This window comes from Comamonas sp. NyZ500 (genome assembly GCF_016772095.1).
GTDB lineage: Bacteria > Pseudomonadota > Gammaproteobacteria > Burkholderiales > Burkholderiaceae_C > Comamonas > Comamonas thiooxydans.
In genome coordinates this window covers 145,498-163,234 of the sequence record NZ_JAEIJE010000002.1, presented here as the reverse complement: position 1 = coordinate 163,234, position 17,737 = coordinate 145,498, and the positions used below count along the sequence as shown (strand labels likewise).

The following is a 17,737-nucleotide window of genomic DNA, read 5'->3' as shown; positions in this document are numbered from 1 at the left end:
CTCAAAACTTCAGAGGTTTCAGTTGTGGCCCAGTATGCCAGCGCACCAAGCCGCCGCTTTCGCTCAAGGCGATTTTTACCAACCCACCGCGGCAAGGACCGCCTGCACAGGCGCCGCTGTCAGGTTCGTAGGCAGCTCCGTGGGTAGAACACAACAGCCAGCGACCGGAATCGTCAAAAAACTGACCTTCCTGGTAGTCCATTTCCATGGGGACATGGCTGCAGCGATTCAGATAGGCATGAACCTGCCCCTGATAGCGGATGGCAAAAGCGCGGCTGCTCTGACCCGCATAGAGCAGCTCGAAGCCAACGGCCCGGCCGCCATCGACGAGATCGGCACTGGCACACAGCTCCACGGTCTCGGTCATGGCCGCCCTCACGCGTTGGCCAGAAGCCAGGCCCGCAGCTGTGCCGCGGAATCGGCCACGAACAGCGGATCGAACTGGGCAAAGCCGTCGGGCGCATGGGCACCATAGGAAACCCCCACACAGGCACAGCCGGCGTTCTGCGCCATCTGCAAGTCGTGCGTGGTGTCGCCAATCATCAGCGTTCGCTCGGGTTCCACACCGAATTCGGCCATCAGCTCGTGCAACATCAGCGGACTGGGCTTGCCAGCGGTCTCGTCGGCCGTGCGCGAGCCGTCAAACAATCCCTTGAGCTGCGGATCCTGCAGCGCATGGTTGAGCCCCATGCGGCTCTTGCCCGTGGCCACGCTCAGCCAGTGGCCGCGCTCGCGCAGCTCGGCAAGCAGCGGCAGGATGCCGTCAAACACGCAGATATCGTCCTGATGCTTGAAGAAGTGAAAGCGATAGCGATTGGCCAGCTCAGGATATTTTTCGGGCGGTACATCGGGTGCCGCGCGGGCCAGGGCCGGCATCAGCGCCATGCCGATCACATAGGCAGCCTGCTCGTCGCTGGGCACGGTGCCGCCCACATCACGCACCGCCTCCTGGATGCTGCGACTGATGATGGCCGTGGAGTCCGCCACCGTCCCATCCCAGTCGAATGCAATCAGATCGAAGCGGCGTGGTCGCCGGGCGCTATGGTTTTCAGTAGTCATGAAGCCTAGTCAGTTCACAAAATCCGCCAGCTCAGGCGGCAGCTCGGCACGCAGCTCGACACGCTCGCCGCTGGCGGGATGATTGAACTGTAGCCGCCAGGCGTGCAGAAACATGCGTTTGAGCCCCTGCTTTTGCACACGACGGTTGAGATCAAAATCACCATATTTGTCGTCGCCCACGATGGGATGCCCCTGCGAGGACAGATGCACGCGGATCTGGTGGGTACGACCAGTCTTGATGGTCACCTCCAGCAGACTCATCGCAGGCAGCCCCTGCAGGGGACGCGGCTCGATCAGCTTTCTGACCTTGACCAGGGTAATGGAGCGCATTCCATCCGGGTCATCGGCCGTGGTCACGCGCACGCGGCGCTCGCCGTCCGCCTGTAGATACTTGTGCAGCGGCAGATCGATGACCTTCTTGTTGGCCGGCCAGGCACCTTGCACCAGTGCCAGATAGGTCTTGCCGGTCTCGCGCTCGCGAAACTGGTCCTGCAGATTGATGAGTGCGGAACGCTTCTTGGCCACCAGCAAAATGCCCGAGGTTTCGCGATCCAGCCGGTGCACCAGTTCGAGGAACTTGGCATCGGGACGCGCCTGGCGCAGTTGCTCGATGACGCCAAAGCTCACGCCCGAGCCTCCATGCACGGCCACGCCGGCAGGCTTGGACAGAGCAAGCATGTGTTCGTCATCCAACAGGGCGGGAAAGTCCTTAGCCGGTGCCGGGCGCTCCGCTTTTTCAGCCACTTTGTCGGAAATCCGGACCGGGGGAAGGCGCACCACGTCGCCGGGCTGAACCCGGGTCTCGGCGCTCACGCGCCCCTTGTTGATGCGCACCTCACCACTGCGGATGATGCGGTAGACATGGGTCTTGGGCACCCCCTTGAGGTGGCGCATGAGAAAGTTGTCGAGTCGCTGTCCGGCGGAGTCTTCATCGACCTCGATCAGCCGTACCGAGGCCGCGGCCGTATTCTGGGACCGGTCCTGTGCCGGTTTGCCCTCTATAATGTGTTTCACCTGTGCCGAGCTTAGTTGTAAGTGATTGATTCGCATGGAGTTTAGTCCAAACAATCATTTCCCACCGCACAGGCAGGTCGATGCCCGCCAGTTTTGCACACGCAAATTGCAGTCAAGATGAGCTGCAGCAGCCTGTGAGAGCCTGGCAAAGGCTGACGAATTGAAACACTGATACGGAATCTCATACCGTGCAGTTGTCCAGGCAAAAGCAGCCTGCAACTGTCGGTTCTCTCAACGAGCATGTGGATCTTTTGGACATTGCTGATCAACCTCTGGGGCAAGGCACGGCCGGCCCCCGGGACGAGCCATGTCTCGAAGAAACCACCCACCTCCCTAGCACGCGCGTCGGCTTCTTTTGTACCCCGTCTGCATGCGCGTCCTCTCCCGCTCGTCCCCCGGCCTGTACCTCCGCTACTGACTTGAGATCAGGCCAGTAGCGCCGTCCTGTACCGCCCCAGATTCCTCATCCGTTTCAACTCGTTCGTCTGGCATCACGGCTCCTGTTGAGCCTGTCTTTGATTACCAGTCAAAGGTGCGTTGGTCTGTGACCAACGTGCCTCATAAAACGAATAAAGGAAACGCATCATGAAACGGATGCTGATTAACGCGACGCAGTCCGAAGAACGCCGCCTGGCCATTGTGGACGGCCAGAAACTGCTGGACTACGAGATCGAGATCGAAGGTCGCGAACAACGCAAGGGCAATATCTACAAGGCCGTCGTGACCCGCGTCGAGCCATCTCTCGAAGCCTGCTTTGTGGACTACGGCGAAGACCGTCACGGCTTCCTGCCCTTCAAGGAAATCTCCAAGCAATACTTTGCCGAAGGCGTCTCGCCCAGCCAGGCCCGCATCAACGACGTGATCCGCGAAGGTCAGGAGCTGATCGTCCAGGTCGAAAAGGAAGAGCGCGGCAACAAGGGTGCAGCCCTGACCACCTTCATCTCGCTGGCCGGCCGCTATGTCGTGCTGATGCCCAACAACCCCCGTGGCGGTGGCGTTTCGCGCCGCATCGAGGGCGAGGACCGCGCCGAGCTCAAGGAGGCCATGGACCAGCTCGAGTACCCCAAGGGCATGTCCATCATTGCACGCACTGCCGGCATCGGCCGTTCGGCCCCCGAGCTGCAGTGGGACCTGAACTACCTGCTCAAGCTGTGGAGTGCCATCGACGGCGCCGCCAAGGCCTCCAAGGGCGCCTTCCTGATCTATCAGGAATCCAGCCTGGTGATCCGCGCCATCCGCGACTATTTCAACAATGACATCGGCGACATCCTGATCGACACCGATGACATCTACGAACAGGCCCAGCAGTTCATGGCACATGTGATGCCCGAGCACGCTGCCCGCGTCAAGCGCTACCGCGACGACGCCCCCCTGTTCTCGCGCTTCCAGATCGAGCACCAGATCGAGTCCGCCTACTCGCGCACCGTGACCCTGCCCTCGGGCGGCGCCATCGTGATCGACCATACCGAAGCCCTGGTCTCCGTGGACGTGAACTCGGCCCGCGCCATCAAGGGCGGCGATATCGAGGAAACCGCGACCCGCACCAACCTCGAGGCAGCCGACGAAGTGGCGCGCCAGATGCGCCTGCGCGACCTGGGCGGCCTGATCGTGATCGACTTCATCGACATGGAAGAGGCCAAAAACCGCCGCGAAGTGGAAAACCGCCTGCGCGATGCCCTGCGCCAGGACCGCGCCCGCGTGCAGTTCGGCACCATCAGCAAGTTCGGCCTGATGGAAATGAGCCGCCAGCGCCTCAAGCCCGCCTTGTCCGAGGGCGCCCACATCAACTGCCCACGCTGCGGCGGCTCCGGCCACATCCGCGACACGGAAAGCTCGGCGCTGCAGATTCTGCGCATCATCCAGGAAGAGTCCATGAAGGACAACACGGCCGCCGTGCACTGCCAGGTGCCCGTGGAAGTGGCCTCCTTCCTGCTCAACGAGAAGCGCAGCGAAATCACCAAGATCGAGCTCAAGCAGCGCGTCAACGTGATCATGGTGCCCAACAAGTCCATGGACACGCCGCACTACAAGCTCGAGCGCCTCAAGCACGACGACTCGCGCCTGGAATCCATGGAAGCCAGCTACAAGCTGGCCGACGAGCCCGAAGAGGTGACCACGGTCACACGCCGCTCGCAGGAGCCCACCAACAAGCAGACTCCCGTCATCAAGGGAGTGCTGCCCGATGCTCCCGCGCCGATTGCCGAGCCTCGCCCACCGCGCCAGCCTCGCGCTGCCGCTGCGACGCCCGCTCCCGCTGCGGCCCGCCCCGTGGTGCGCGAGCAGGGCTTCTTTGCCTGGCTCAAGAATCTGTTCGGCTTTGGCGCACCGGCTCCCGTGGCAGCGCCCGCTCCCGTGGCCGAGGCTCCTGCTCCCGCCGCCCGTGAAGGCAGCCGCGACGGCCGCCGAAGCGAAGGCCGTGGCGGCGACCGCAACCGCCGTGGCGGTGACCGCAATGAGCGCAGCGACCGCAACAGCGCGGAGCGCAATGGCAGCGAACGCGGCGACCGCAACAACCGCCGCAATGCCCAGGGTCGTGACGAGCAGCAACGCAACGAGCGTCCCGAACAGCAACAGCGTCAGGACCGTCCCGAGCGCGGCAACCGCCGCGGTGGCGAACGCAACGAGCGTCGCGACGAGCGCCAGCCCCAGGTGGCAGAAGCTGCTCTGAACGGCGAAGAGTTCAACGCAGCTCCCAAGCCCGAGCGCAACCGCCAGGAACGCGGTGAGCGTACGGAACGCAATGAGCGCGGTGAACGCGGTGAAGGCCGCCGCGAGCGCCAGAATCGCAACGCCGATGCCCAGCCCGCCATGCAGGCCGTGGCCGACGAAACGGTGCTGAACACCGCCCAGGTTGACGCTGCGGATGCGCAGGCACAGGATGGAGCGCAAGGCGATCCCGCACGCGAGCCCCGTCAGCGCCGTTCGCGTGACCGCTACGGCCGTGACCGCCGCGACCGTGCACCGCGCGATGCCCAGGCAGAAGGCCAGGCTGCAGAGCAGGCTGCCGAAGCCCAGGCCCCGGTCGAAGTGCCTGCCGCAGACGCTGGCGAGCAGCCGGCACGCCGCAGCTACTTTGATGCTGTTGCGCCTCAGGCTCAGGCAGAGCAAGCGCCTGTTGCTGCAGAAGTGCAGGCACCCGTGGTTGCAGAAGCCGTGGTGGCAGCGGTCGTCCCTGTGGCAGAACTCTCTCAGCCCGTGCAAGCAGAACCTGCTGCTACCGCAGAGCCTCAGGCTGCCGCCGTGGAGCCTGTGGCTGAAACCGAGGCTCCTGCTCCGGCAGTCGCAACGAAGGCACAGAGCTATGCGCTGCCGATTGCCGAGCTGCAGGCCCTGGCAGCCGCATCGGGTCTGGAATGGATCAACTCCGATGCCGAAAAGATCGCCGCCGTCCAGGCTGCGATTGCCGCCGAGCCCAAGCCCGTGCGCATTCCGCGCGAGCGCCCACCCGTGGTGGTGCTCGACGAAGGCCCGCTGATTCTGGTCGAGACCCGCAAGGATCTGAGCCTGATGCAGCTGCCGTTCGAGAAGGAAGAACAGGCTGCAGGCGTCAACGCCTAAGCAGACTGCCTTCCGGCATCACAGGGCCAAGGGGACTGTCCACTTCGGTGGATGGGGCCTTGGCCCTTTTTCATGCGCCCTTTCTTTGATTGAGTGAACGTCAAGCCATGTTGTTTCTGATCTCTCCGGCCAAATCGCTGGACTATGAAAGTCCTGTTTCCGCCAAGTTACCGCACACGCTGCCGGTTTTCAAAAAGCAGCCCCTGGAACTGATCGAAGTGCTGCGCGAGAAATCGCCCCAGCAGATTTCCGAGCTCATGAGCATCAGCGACAAGCTGGCCGTACTCAATGTGGGCCGCTACGAAGCGTTCAGTGCCAGGTTCACCACCAGGAACTCGCGCCAGGCCGTGCTGGCCTTCAATGGCGATGTCTATGAAGGCCTGAATGCCGCCAGCCTCAAGCCCAGGGAGCTGGACTGGGCCCAGGAGCATGTCGTGATCCTTAGCGGCCTCTACGGCGTGCTGCGCCCGCTGGATCTGCTGCAGCCCTACCGCCTGGAGATGGGCACCCGGCTGGAAAACGCCAAGGGCAGCAACCTCTATCAGTTCTGGGGAACCCAGATTGCCGACTACCTGAACGAACGCAGTGCTGCGCAAGCCGAGCACGGTGACGCCCAGGCCGAGCGCATTGTCGTCAACCTGGCGTCTCAGGAATACTTCAAGGCCGTGGATCTCAAGGCGCTCAAGGCCCCCGTGGTCGAATGCGTTTTCGAGGACTTCAAGGGCGGCAAGTACAAGATCATCAGCTTCCATGCCAAGCGCGCACGCGGACTGATGGTGCGCTGGGCCGTACAGCACAAGGCCAGGAAGGTGGCCGACCTGCGCAAGTTCGACCTGGAAGGCTATGCGCTGGCCGAGCAGGCCAGCACGCCCGGCAAGCTTGTGTTCCGCCGCAAGCTGCAAGACTGACGCTGCGCATTGAAATCGGCATCAGTGCACACTAGCATTGTCGACATGAGCACCTCCACCCAAGACGAGTTCGTCACACCTCCCGGCCTGACACCCGAGCTGATGCAATGGGTGCGCGCGCAAAGCGCCTCCGGCGTGCCGCTGCCATCGCTGCTGCAGTCCATGCGCAAGGCGGGCTGGGCCGAGCATCTGGCGCGCCGCGCGCTGGCCCTGCCCGAAGAGGGTGAACTGCCCCTGCCTTTCACAGCAGCCAGGACCGAAGCCGAAGTGGCAGTGCAGGTCCATGAGTCGGGCGTTCCCGAGCCCGATCTGCTGACCGATCCCTGCTGCGTCCATGCCGGCGATCGCGATGTCCATGTGCTGATGAGCGTGCGCCACCCGCGCGTGGTGGTGTTCGGCAATCTGCTCTCCGACGAGGAGTGCGATGCCATCATCGCAGCTGCCCGCCCGCGCATGCGGCGCTCCCTGACCGTGGACAACCAGAGCGGCGGCGAGGCTGTCAACGACGACCGCACCAGCAATGGCATGTTCTTCCAGCGCGGCGAGAACGAGCTCATCAGCCTTGTCGAGCAGCGCATCGCACGCCTGCTGAATTGGCCGCTGGAAAACGGCGAGGGCATGCAGGTGCTGCACTACAGGCCTGGCGCCGAATACAAGCCGCATTACGATTACTTCGCCCCCAACGAGCCCGGCACGCCGACCATACTCAAGCGTGGCGGCCAGCGTGTGGGAACCCTGGTCATGTATCTCAACGAGCCCGCGCGCGGCGGCTCAACCACCTTTCCCGATGTAGGGCTGCAGGTCGTGCCGCGCCGTGGCAATGCCGTATTCTTCAGCTATAACCGCCCCGACCCGGCCACCAAGACCCTGCACGGCGGCGCTCCCGTGCTGGAGGGCGAAAAATGGATTGCCACCAAGTGGCTGCGCGAACGAGAGTTCAAGTAAAAACAGGCTCTAGCCCTTACCCATAAAGCGCCAGCAGCTATCTTTTTTACTGCTGGCCATTTTGTTTTTGAATCATGCACACCCCTGAACAATCGCAGCTGGGCAAAAGCTCGGCCTATGTGGACCAGTACGACGCGTCCCTGCTCTTTCCCCTGCCACGCCTGACCAAGCGCGAGGAAATCGGCGCCGCCATCAACCCACCGTTCTTTGGTGCCGATCTGTGGACTTCATTCGAAGTTTCCTGGCTCAATCTGCGCGGCAAGCCCCAGGTCGCGCTGGCGCATTTCACCATCCCCTGCGAAACGCCCAATCTGATCGAGAGCAAGTCCTTCAAGCTGTATCTGAACAGCTTCAACAACACCCGCTTTGCCGATGCCAGCGAGGTGCTGGCGCGCCTGCGCACCGATCTGTCCGAAGCGACCTGGCGCGGCAGCGAGGCCCAGGGCAGCGTGGGCGTGCGGCTGCTGGAAGCGGAGCAATTCGATGCCCAGCAAGTGCATGAGCTGGACGGCCTGCTGCTGGACCGCCTCGATGTGGAGTGCACCCGGTACACCCCGGCTCCCGAGCTGCTGCGCGCCAACCACGACGAAGCCCCCGTCAACGAAACCCTGGTCAGCAATCTGCTCAAGAGCAACTGCCTGGTCACCGGCCAGCCCGACTGGGGCAGCGTGCAGATTCAATACAGCGGTGCGCAGATCGAGCAGGAAGGTCTGCTGCAGTACCTGGTGAGCTTTCGCAACCACAACGAATTCCACGAGCAGTGCGTGGAGCGCATCTTCATGGACATCTGGACCCGCTGCAAACCCATCAAGCTGGCCGTCTACGCCCGCTACACACGCCGCGGCGGCCTGGACATCAACCCTTTCCGAACCAGCCACCCGGGTGCACTGCCCGCCAATGTGCGCACCGCCCGCCAGTAACAGCAGCACCGACTCAATCAGGGGCAGCAAACAAGGGCCGCCCCGCAGCAAAGCTGCCGTCCCCCCCGGAGGGAAGCCGCAGAGTGGCTCAAGGGAATCAACTCTTCCATGGGCAGTCATCCTGTCCCAGCAAAGCCTCGGCATAGCGCAGATCCTGAATGCGCAGCCACAGCCCGTTCATGCCCTGGCGCAGAGGCTCAACGGCAGCACGCTGCCAGGTCTGCGCCACCACGAGCTGACGCGCCGCTGCGGGCTCCGACTGGGGCTTGTGAACCGCGCTGGCCTCGCCCTGCAGCGCCGCTTCGTCAGGCAAGGGCACATCCTGCCAATGCAGGCCCTGGGCATCCCAGCCCTGCAGCACCGGCATGCGCGCCTTGAGTGTCAGCGTGCGTACTTCCTTTTCCACGGGGTTGAGCCAGTGCAGCTGCCATTGACCCAGTTCGCCGTAGCGTGTCTCCACCGGCTCCAGCAAGGCCCAGCCTTCGCCTGAAGGATGGGGACAGGCGCAGGGCCCGACACCGCAGAACGCCAGACCGCTGCGCGTCATGATCACACCGTCCTTGCGAGGTTCATCATGCTGCCAATAGTGGTTGACGCGCTCGTTCACGCCGCCCCACCACCAGACGGTGTCGCCGCGTACATCGTCGCGCCAGACATAGTCGCCGTCGGAGCAGGGATGCTGGATCTGTCTCACCTCGCGCCAGCGCGGCAGCAGCTGCCAGCGCCCTTGCGCATCGGGTGTCAGTTCGCGCTCGGAGTAGAGCGGGCGCCAGTCGGGTCGGGCCAGATGGCTGGCCGATACGGACTGCAAAGGCCAGCGCCAGGATGCGGTCGAGGGGTCCCAGTCCTTGTCCGCCAGACTGGCCGTCAGCGCCAGCACACGCATGCGGGCAGCCATGCCGCCCTTGACCGAAGGCACAGCGGCCAGCCGCACCACGGGCCAGGGCAGGTCCACGCTTTGCAGGCGCTCCCCGTCCCAGACCTGCAGGCTGCCGCTGCCACCGCGAATCGGTGCACGCCCATGCGGCATGAGAATCGCCCAGCGTCCCTGCACGATCACATGTTCCAGCGCCCAGGTGCCGGGCAGATGGCGTTCGCCCCACTGCAGGTTGTAAGCCGCCGTTTCGCCCAGCTCCTCCCGGGCGGGCTTGGACAGGGTCCAGATCAGGCGCTGCCCCTTGAGCGGCTCGCTCTGCGCGCGCCACAGCGCGGGCTGCGCCGGATCACGCAGCCAGTCGAAACACAAGGGAAGCGAGGGTTTGAGGATGGGCAGACCATCGCGCTGATGGGCAGCGCAGACATCCACCTCGCTCATGGCGCAACTGATGCTGGTGCCATCGTGCAGGCGCTCGGTCTCGGGCGTATCTAGTTGCACTTTCTGCAGCAGCAGTTCATTGAGCCAGCTCAGCGGCAAAACCGCTGGCGCTTGCGGCTCGCTCGGCGGCTCAAGATCCGGCAGACCCAGAGCCCAGGGCTTGCGATCCTCGGGCATCAACTCCGGCCATTGCTGCCAGCCTCTCTCCATGGTCCAGACGGCCAGCCGCAGGCTGGCCTGACTGGCATCGCCCTGGGTGGGGTAGGCATAGAGCGCAAAGGCCCGGGCATCGGCACGCCAGACCATGCTGTGGCTCTCGTCCAGCACCCAGGGTTGGGTGGCCTCACCCAGCATCAGCTGCCAGTGCGGATTCTGCAGCGGAGCCATGGGGTAGCGCAGCTTGCGCAGCGAAGCCGGCCAGTGGCGCTGCAGCGCCACCGGCGGCACCGGGGTGGGCTGAGCCGGTTGCGGCAGAGTCGGCATGGGCCGGGCGACTTCGGCAGGCAGGCAGTCGGCCGGCACCCAGAGATCCACCACCTGCAGCAGGGGCTGCGGCTGCGCAGCCATATGCTCGCCCAGCCAGGCCTCGAAGCTGGCATCGGACATGATCACATGGGCATCGTCGGCAATGCCGCTTTCGTTGATGCTCTCGCCACTCCAGCGCGGCATGCGCCAGTGGATGGCATCCAGCAGCTCGCCTTCCGGCTTGCTGATCACCCAGCTGCGACGTGATTTGCGGTCGACCAGATGGGCGGCCTCGCTGTCATAAAAGCCCGTGCGCAGCCAGCGCCCGTCATAGGAGGTGTGCATGTCCATCTCCCAGACATGGGGCAGATAAACGCCGTCCGCACACAGCACATCGCCATAGATGGGACCGCCCATGCCGCGCTCGCCCTGGGGGCGAAAATTCACATCCCTGCTGGCCTCTGACGCCGTATCCGCCTGCGCCGCAAGCTCTTGATCGGAGAGTGTCTGCGCCGCAACCTCCGACGCCGTTCCGGCCTGGGCCACGGACGGCTCGGCCTCCTGCTGGGCAGTTGCAGACGACGCGGGTCTGGCGTCAGCGCGCAAACGCGATATCAGCCAGATCAGCAAACACAGGGCCAGCGCCGCAATGGCGATCAGGGTCAGCACAACACTCATGGCGCAATCCTACCGAAAGCCGATGTGAAAAAGGCAGCTCCACGGCTGCCTTTTCAGAGCAAGACCACAAAAGCCTAGAGATGGAACACGTCCACCGAACGCTCCAGTGTCCTGGCACTCAGGCGCAGCGATTGCGCAGCACTGGTCGACTGCTCCACCAGAGCCGCATTCTGCTGGGTCACGGAGTCGAGCTGGGCCACGGCCTCGTTGACCTGGGAGATGCCTATCGATTGTTCGCGCGTGGCAATGCTGATCTGGTGCACCAGGGAGCCGACCTTGTCCACGGCCTGCACCATGCCGTCTATGGTCTGACCAGCGGCACGCATGCGCGCATTTCCGTCATTGATGCCATCGACCGTGCGGTTGATGAGCACGCTGATCTCCTTGGCCGCTTCGGCGCTGCGCTGGGCCAGTGCCCGCACCTCGCCAGCCACCACGGCAAAGCCGCGACCCTGCTCGCCGGCCCGCGCCGCTTCCACGGCCGCGTTCAGCGCCAGCAGATTGGTCTGGAAGGCAATGCTCTCGATCACGCCAATGATCTCGCTCATGCGGGTGGAGGAGCCGCGGATATGCTCCATGGCCAGTCCCACTTCGCTGATGGCCGCGCCGCTGCGGCTGGCCACCTTGCTGCTCTCGTCGCTGGCACCGGCCATGAACTGTGCCGTATCGGCCGTCTGCGACACGGTGCCCGAAATTTCCTCCATCGAGGCCGCAGTCTGCTGCAGGCTGGTGGCCTGCGACTCGGTACGCCCTGCCAGATCGAAACTGCTCTGGGCGATTTCATGGGCGGTCTGAGCAAAGCCTTGCACCTCGGTACGCACATCGCCCACCACGGCGCGCAGATTGATCTGAATCTGCTGCAACCTCAGCATCAGCGCCCCCACGGCACCGCTGTAGCTCTGGTTGCATTCGGTGCTCAGATTGCAGGCTGCCACATCGGCCGCAAAGCGGCTGGCTTCCTCCAGTCCCGCCACGCAGCGCCGTTGAAAGCGCCACAGCACGAATGCGCCGCCTGCCACCAGGCTTGCAGCACGCCAGCCCCAGGCCGCCGCACCCTGCCAACCCAGCATATCGGGCAGCATGGCGATCAAGGCCATGATGGCCAGCAGCCAGGCCATGCGCGCCACCAGGCCCACATCCTTGCGACCGTCCCACCAGCCCATCAGCCCCAGACGGCGCACCGCGCCCGCACGCAGGCGGAAGCTGGCCTGGGCCTGCTTTTCCTCGTTGCGCATGCGCGCGTACAGCGCTTCGGCTTCGGCCACTTCCCTGGCCGAAGGCTTGGTACGCACCGACAGATAGCCGCTTGGCTTGCCGCCCTCCATGATGGGCGTGACATTGGCGCGCACCCAGTAGTGGTCGCCGTTCTTGCGGCGGTTCTTGACCAGTGCCGTCCAGGGATAGCCATGGGCAATGGTGCGCCACATATCCTTGAAGGCAGCGGCCGGCATGTCGGGGTGGCGAATCAGATTGTGCGGCTGGCCGATCAGCTCTTCGTAGGCATAGCCGCTGACGCGCACAAAGGCCGGGTTGCAATGCGTGATCTCGCCCTTGGTGTTGGTGCTGGAGACCAGCAGCTCGTCACCTGGAAAGTCGTAGTTTTGTTGAGATACCGGCAGGTTCAGGCGCATGCTTTGCACTCCTCCAATAAGCCTGTTTAGTTTTTGTTCGAGAGTGAGCGATCAGGCATCCCGTCGACAGCTGGTTAACCAGATACACAAATTCACACTTGGATCATCGCACAGTGATGATTCCCGAGCCCCCAGGCTCAGAACAGAGATGCGGTATAGGGATCCGAATGCTTGACCGAGGTCAAACCATGAGGTCTGAGCAGCAGTTCGCGAGCCGCAGGATCGCCGGCACTTGCCTGCCAGAGCTGCTCGGCAATCAGGCCCGAGACCTTGACCCCCAGCAGCCTGATGCGCTTGCCAAGCGGCACGCGCTTGAGGCATTGGCCTGCGGCCAGGCGGATGGCTGCCGCATCCTGTATCGGCAGGTTCAAAGTCTGGTCCCGCGTGGCGATCCTGAAATCGTCATAGCGCAGCTTGATGCCCACGGTGCGCCCCACATAGCCCTTGCGCTGCAGATCCTCGGCCAGACGCTCGCACAGGTCCGTGAAGATCGCGCCCAGTTCGGCCTTGTCGCGCACGGCATGCAGATCGCGCTCGAAGGTGGTCTCGCGACTCATGGAAACCGGCTCGCTCTCGGTCACCACGGCGCGTTCGTCCCGCCCCCAGGCCGACTCGTGCAGCCAATGGCCATAGCTTTTGCCAAACCAGTGCAGCAGCTGCGGCAGGCTTTGCGCGGCCAGGTGACCAATGGTTTCTATGCCCAGGCTCTTGAGCTTGGCATCGGCCTTGGGCCCTATGCCGTTGACCTTGCGGCAGGCCAGCGGCCAGATCCGGCTTTGCAGATCTTCGGGCTGGACGATGGAGATGCCGTTGGGCTTGTTGAACTCGCTGGCCATCTTGGCCAGCAGCTTGTTGGGCGCCACACCGACCGAGCAGGTCAGGCCCGTGGCGTCGAAGATGGATTTCTGGATCAGCCGGGCCAGCACGCGCCCGCCTTCGCGCTGGCCGCCGGGCACGTCGGTGAAGTCGATGTAGACCTCGTCCACGCCGCGGTTCTCCATCAGCGGAGCAATCGACACGATGATCTCTTTGAAGGCCCGGGAAAAGCGTCTGTACTCGGCAAAGTCCACGGGCAGAAGAATCGCCTGCGGGCACAGCCTGGCGGCCTTCATCATGCCCATGGCCGAGCCCACACCGAACTGCCGTGCCGGATAGGTAGCCGTGGTGATCACGCCGCGCCCCGTGTAATCGCGCAGCAGCGGAAAGTCCGCCACCGGGATCTCGGACAGCGGCCGCCCCGCATGGCGCGCCAGCAGCTCTTCGTCAAAGCTGCGCCGCCCGCCACCGATTACCACCGGCAGCCCCTTGAGCTGCGGGTAGCGCAGCAGCTCCACGGAGGCGTAGAACGCATCCATGTCCAGATGCGCGATGCGCCTGGGCCTGGAATCGGGGCTGGTGGGAAGATCGCTCACAGCACCGATTTTGCCTGGGCTGGCAAGAGACGGCAGCCATGCGCCAAACAGGCACACAGACACAGGGAAACGGCAAGCAGCGCCAGCCCCCGGACCTGCTGCCATCCCCTTCCGAACAGAGAAGGGGAAGGCTCAAACAGCCTCAGGACGAAACCTTGCCCTGCTTGATGTCTTCGAGCTCGTCAAAACGCATATCGGCATAGCTGACCCAGGTCTTGCGCTTGACCAGCCAGTAACCCAGCCAGAACAGCAGGAACAGCGGAATGCCCAGATAGGTCGACACCACGCCGCCCCAATCGATGCGATCTTCCAGGAAGGCCTGATAGTTCTGGCCCAGCGTCACTACCAGACACAGCACAAAGGCAAAGATGGGACCGAAGGGGAAGGCGCCGGCCTTGTAGGGCAGCAGGCCCACATCATGACCATGCATGACATAGCCGCGACGGAAGCGGTAGTGGCTGACGGCAATGCCCAGCCAGACGATGAACTCCGTCATGCCGGCCAGGTTCAGCAGCCAGATATAGACGGCCTGCGGGCTGTAGAGCGAGGAAAACAGGCACAGGCTGGCGACCAGCGTGCTGCCGATCAAGGCCACCAGCGGCACGCCGTTCTGGGTCAGCCGGGAGAAGATGCGCGGCGCATTGCCCTCGGTTGCCATGTTGTAGAGCATGCGCGTGGCCGCATACATGCCCGAGTTGCCGGCCGACAGCACTGAGGTCAGGATCACCGCATTCATCACCGTGGCCGCCGACAGCAGGCCCGCGTGCTGGAACACCAGCGTGAACGGGCTCACGGCGATATCGGCCACATCGGTGCGCAGCAGCTGCGGATCGGTATAGGGAATCAGAAAGCCGATGACGACAATGGCCAGCACATAGAACAGCAGAATGCGCCAGAACACTTGGCGAATCGCGCGCGGCACGTTCTCGCGCGGATTCTCGGATTCGCCCGCCGCCACGCCCACCAGCTCCGTGCCCTGGAAGGAATAGGCCACGATCATGGCCACGCCCACAAAGGTCGCGAAATTGCCGACGAATGGCGCATCGCCCGTGGTCCAGTTCTCGAAGCCGGGTACATGGCCGTTGCTGATGATGCCGAACAGAATCAGCACGCCGGTGATCAGAAAGGCCACCACGGCCAGCACCTTGATCAGCGCGAACCAGTACTCGGCCTCGGCAAAGCCGCGCGCGGAAAACGCGTTCAGCCCCACCATCAGCAGCAGGAACAGGCCGCTCCAGACGATGCCGGGCACATCGGGAAACCAGTAGGCCATGACCAGTTGCGAGGCCACCAGGTCCACCGCCACCACCACGGCCCAGCTGAACCAGAAGTTCCAGCCCAGCGCAAAGCCGAAGCCTCGATCCACATAGCGCGAGGCATAGGTAGAGAAAGAGCCGGCCACAGGCATGAAGGCAGCCAGCTCGCCCAGGCTGGTCATGATGTAGTACACCATGATGCCGATGAGCAGATAGGTGAGCACGGCACCACCAGGGCCGATTTGGACGATGGCCGAGCCGGAGGCCACGAACAGGCCCGTTCCGATGGCGCCGCCAATGGCAATCATGCTCAGGTGGCGCTGCTTGAGCACCCGGTGCAAGCGGGGCTGGTTATCGTCACCATCACCAGTCGGCGCGAGCTGCTGGCTTGAGTTGGGTTGGGACATAAATGTCTTGTTGTAATGGTTTGCGCCCATCCGGACAAAACACCCAACCATCCCGCAGGCGCTGCGACAGGCAACGCAAAAAGGCGACCATGACGGTCGCGGGCAACAAGGACAAAGGAACGAAGCCATGACAGCAGAACGCCATGGCGGATAGGCCAGTTGCATCCTGAATCGGCAGCCACCCCAGTCGGGTGCTTCAATGGCAAAGCGGTGATATCGCCGGGCCCATTGACAGGCAAAGACGATATTTTGCCCAAATCCACCGCCGACCATGACCCGCCATGCCAATGCAGGGGCTGACTCTGGGGCTGCTCGGCGGCACTTGACAGCGTCTATCGCTATGAATTTAGAAGCGCACTGCGCTTTAATAAATTCATTTTCATAGATAAATAATCAATATTCCCTTGAGGGATAAGCGGCAGGCGCTATCAAATAGCATGGACCCGACATGAGCAGCCATGGCTGGGCCCTGGCGCAGAAGTCTAGAAAACCCGTATATCCAGGCGCCGCCGTTCTTCCTACATTTGCCCACAGGCTCTCAGCCCGGTGATGCCGAGAGAGACTGCAGCGCAAACTTGGCGCATGCAGCGCCGAAGGAGCAACCGCCCCGGAAACTCTCAGGCCAAAGGATCGGCATCGCTTTCACACACTCTGAAGAATGTCCGGACGTCATCGTCCGCCGGGCATACCGAAGGAGCAAGCGAGCAGCGCCGCAAGGCCCTGCCTCGTGAATCTCTCAGGTCCAGAACAGAGGGGGCGTTCGCTGCGCATGTTGCGCACGGGCTCCACCCTTGACGTTTCTGGAATCTGAATCATGAAGACAATCGCCGTCATCGGCGGTGGCATCACGGGCGTGACCACCGCCTACGCCCTCGCACGCCGCGGATTTTCCGTCACCCTGTTCGAGAAGCAGCGCTATGCCGCCATGGAAACCTCGTTCGCCAATGGCGGCCAGCTCTCGGCCTCGAACGCCGAGGTCTGGACCCATTGGTCCACCATCGTCAAGGGCCTCAAGTGGATGCTCAAGAGCGATGCTCCGCTGCTGCTCAACCCCAGGCCCAGCTGGCACAAGATTTCCTGGTTCTGCCAGTTTCTCGCTGCCATCCCCCATTACGAGAAAAACACCGTGGAGACCGCCTGGCTGGCGATTGCGGCACGCGAGCACCTGTTTGACTGGGCGGCCAGCGAAGGCATTGACTTCGATCTGAAGCAAAAAGGCATCTTGCATATCTACCGCGACCGAGCAGGCTTTGAGCATGCGGGCAAGGTTTCCCGGTTGCTGGCCAAAGGCGGTCTGGAGCGCCGCGCCGTGACACCGCAGGAGATGCGCTCCATAGAGCCGACCCTGTCCGGAACCTTCTATGGCGGCTACTTCACCGAGAGCGACTCCACGGGCGACATCCACAAGTTCACCAGCGGCCTTGCCGCCGCCTGCGAGCGACTGGGCGTGCAATGCCGCTACGGCCAGGAAATCGTGTCGGTGAACAGCAATGGCAAGCAGGCCAGCGTGACCGTGCGCCAGGGCCTGGAAACCGAGACCTCGACTTTCGACGCCATGGTGGTCTGCGCAGGCACGGCCAGCCGCGCCCTGGCCGCCCAGCTCGGCGACAGCGTCAACATCTACCCGGTCAAGGGCTATTCCATCACGGTCAATCTGCCGGACGAAGCCAGCCGCGCCGCAGCCCCCGTGGTGAGTCTGCTGGACGACGAGACCAAGCTGGTCACCAGCCGCCTCGGCGACGATCGCTTCCGAGTTGCCGGTACGGCGGAGTTCAACGGCTTCAACAAGGACATCCGCGCCGACCGCATCCGCCCGCTCATCGAATGGGTTCAGCAGTGCTTCCCCGGTGTCAGCACGCGCAGCGTCGTTCCCTGGGCGGGCCTGCGCCCCATGATGCCGGACATGCTGCCGCGCGTGGGCCCTGGCAACAAGCCCTGCGTGTTCTACAACACCGGCCACGGCCATCTGGGCTGGACCTTGTCGGCCGTCACCGCCGACATGGTCGGCGACCTCGTGCTGCAGTCCATGGGCAGCGCCAGCAGACAGCCCCGACCGGCCACGCTAAGCACCGCCAGCGCCTGACCACGACCTGAAAACCTCATCAACAAGCCAGACACGGCAGCCGCAGCGCCCCGTGAGGGGCAGCTGTTGCCGTGTGAATGGCAAAA

General features: G+C 63.5%; 12 protein-coding genes and 1 riboswitch. Of the genes, 5 read left to right on the top strand and 7 right to left on the bottom strand.

What is annotated here, in order from left to right:
* Position 1 precedes the first annotated feature (1 nt).
* The 3 genes from JAO85_RS04295 to JAO85_RS04285 are packed head-to-tail and all read right to left on the bottom strand — an operon-like array spanning position 2 to position 2,073.
* Positions 2–367: a Rieske 2Fe-2S domain-containing protein gene (locus JAO85_RS04295; protein ID WP_012837258.1), complete on the bottom strand. Its 366-nt coding sequence runs from the start codon at positions 365–367 to the stop codon at positions 2–4.
* Positions 368–375: 8 nt separating this feature from the next.
* The gene (locus tag JAO85_RS04290; RefSeq protein ID WP_003067711.1) at positions 376–1,059 is read right to left on the bottom strand and encodes an HAD family hydrolase; all 684 of its coding nucleotides are present in this window, start codon (positions 1,057–1,059) and stop codon (positions 376–378) included.
* A gap of 9 nt (positions 1,060–1,068) precedes the next feature.
* On the bottom strand, positions 1,069–2,073 hold the full coding sequence (locus JAO85_RS04285) for an RluA family pseudouridine synthase (protein WP_318010650.1): 1,005 nt from the start codon (positions 2,071–2,073) through the stop codon (positions 1,069–1,071).
* A 585-nt stretch (positions 2,074–2,658) separates the two neighbouring features.
* On the opposite strand from JAO85_RS04285, the gene JAO85_RS04280 reads away from it, so the two are divergent.
* The 4 genes from JAO85_RS04280 (at position 2,659) to queF (ending at position 8,404) form a co-directional block, all read left to right on the top strand.
* Positions 2,659–5,631, top strand: coding sequence for an Rne/Rng family ribonuclease (locus tag JAO85_RS04280; protein ID WP_202787578.1), 2,973 nt, complete (start codon positions 2,659–2,661; stop codon positions 5,629–5,631).
* A 107-nt stretch (positions 5,632–5,738) separates the two neighbouring features.
* Positions 5,739–6,539 (top strand): peroxide stress protein YaaA, encoded by an 801-nt coding sequence (gene yaaA / locus JAO85_RS04275; RefSeq protein WP_202787577.1) that lies wholly within the window; start codon positions 5,739–5,741, stop codon positions 6,537–6,539.
* Between the two features lie 45 nt (positions 6,540–6,584).
* The gene (locus JAO85_RS04270; protein WP_202787576.1) at positions 6,585–7,484 is read left to right on the top strand and encodes a 2OG-Fe(II) oxygenase; all 900 of its coding nucleotides are present in this window, start codon (positions 6,585–6,587) and stop codon (positions 7,482–7,484) included.
* A 74-nt stretch (positions 7,485–7,558) separates the two neighbouring features.
* Positions 7,559–8,404 carry an NADPH-dependent 7-cyano-7-deazaguanine reductase QueF gene (gene queF / locus JAO85_RS04265; RefSeq protein WP_012837253.1) on the top strand — a complete coding sequence of 282 codons (846 nt, stop codon included), beginning with the start codon at positions 7,559–7,561 and terminating at the stop codon, positions 8,402–8,404.
* A gap of 97 nt (positions 8,405–8,501) precedes the next feature.
* Here the strand turns inward: queF and JAO85_RS04260 are convergent, their stop codons facing one another.
* The 4 genes from JAO85_RS04260 to JAO85_RS04245 all read right to left on the bottom strand — a co-directional run bounded on the left by JAO85_RS04260 (position 8,502) and on the right by JAO85_RS04245 (position 15,568).
* Positions 8,502–10,862: a hypothetical protein gene (locus JAO85_RS04260; RefSeq protein ID WP_202787575.1), complete on the bottom strand. Its 2,361-nt coding sequence runs from the start codon at positions 10,860–10,862 to the stop codon at positions 8,502–8,504.
* 74 nt (positions 10,863–10,936) lie between these two features.
* Positions 10,937–12,493 (bottom strand): PAS domain-containing methyl-accepting chemotaxis protein, encoded by a 1,557-nt coding sequence (locus tag JAO85_RS04255; protein ID WP_039051166.1) that lies wholly within the window; start codon positions 12,491–12,493, stop codon positions 10,937–10,939.
* 137 nt (positions 12,494–12,630) lie between these two features.
* The gene (dinB, locus tag JAO85_RS04250) at positions 12,631–13,848 is read right to left on the bottom strand and encodes a DNA polymerase IV (protein WP_237734733.1); all 1,218 of its coding nucleotides are present in this window, start codon (positions 13,846–13,848) and stop codon (positions 12,631–12,633) included.
* Positions 13,849–14,047: 199 nt separating this feature from the next.
* Positions 14,048–15,568: an amino acid permease gene (locus JAO85_RS04245; RefSeq protein WP_237734717.1), complete on the bottom strand. Its 1,521-nt coding sequence runs from the start codon at positions 15,566–15,568 to the stop codon at positions 14,048–14,050.
* 543 nt (positions 15,569–16,111) lie between these two features.
* Positions 16,112–16,211: riboswitch (glycine riboswitch) on the top strand.
* 171 nt (positions 16,212–16,382) lie between these two features.
* On the opposite strand from JAO85_RS04245, the gene JAO85_RS04240 reads away from it, so the two are divergent.
* On the top strand, positions 16,383–17,651 hold the full coding sequence (locus tag JAO85_RS04240) for a D-amino acid dehydrogenase (RefSeq protein WP_202787574.1): 1,269 nt from the start codon (positions 16,383–16,385) through the stop codon (positions 17,649–17,651).
* Positions 17,652–17,737 lie beyond the last annotated feature (86 nt).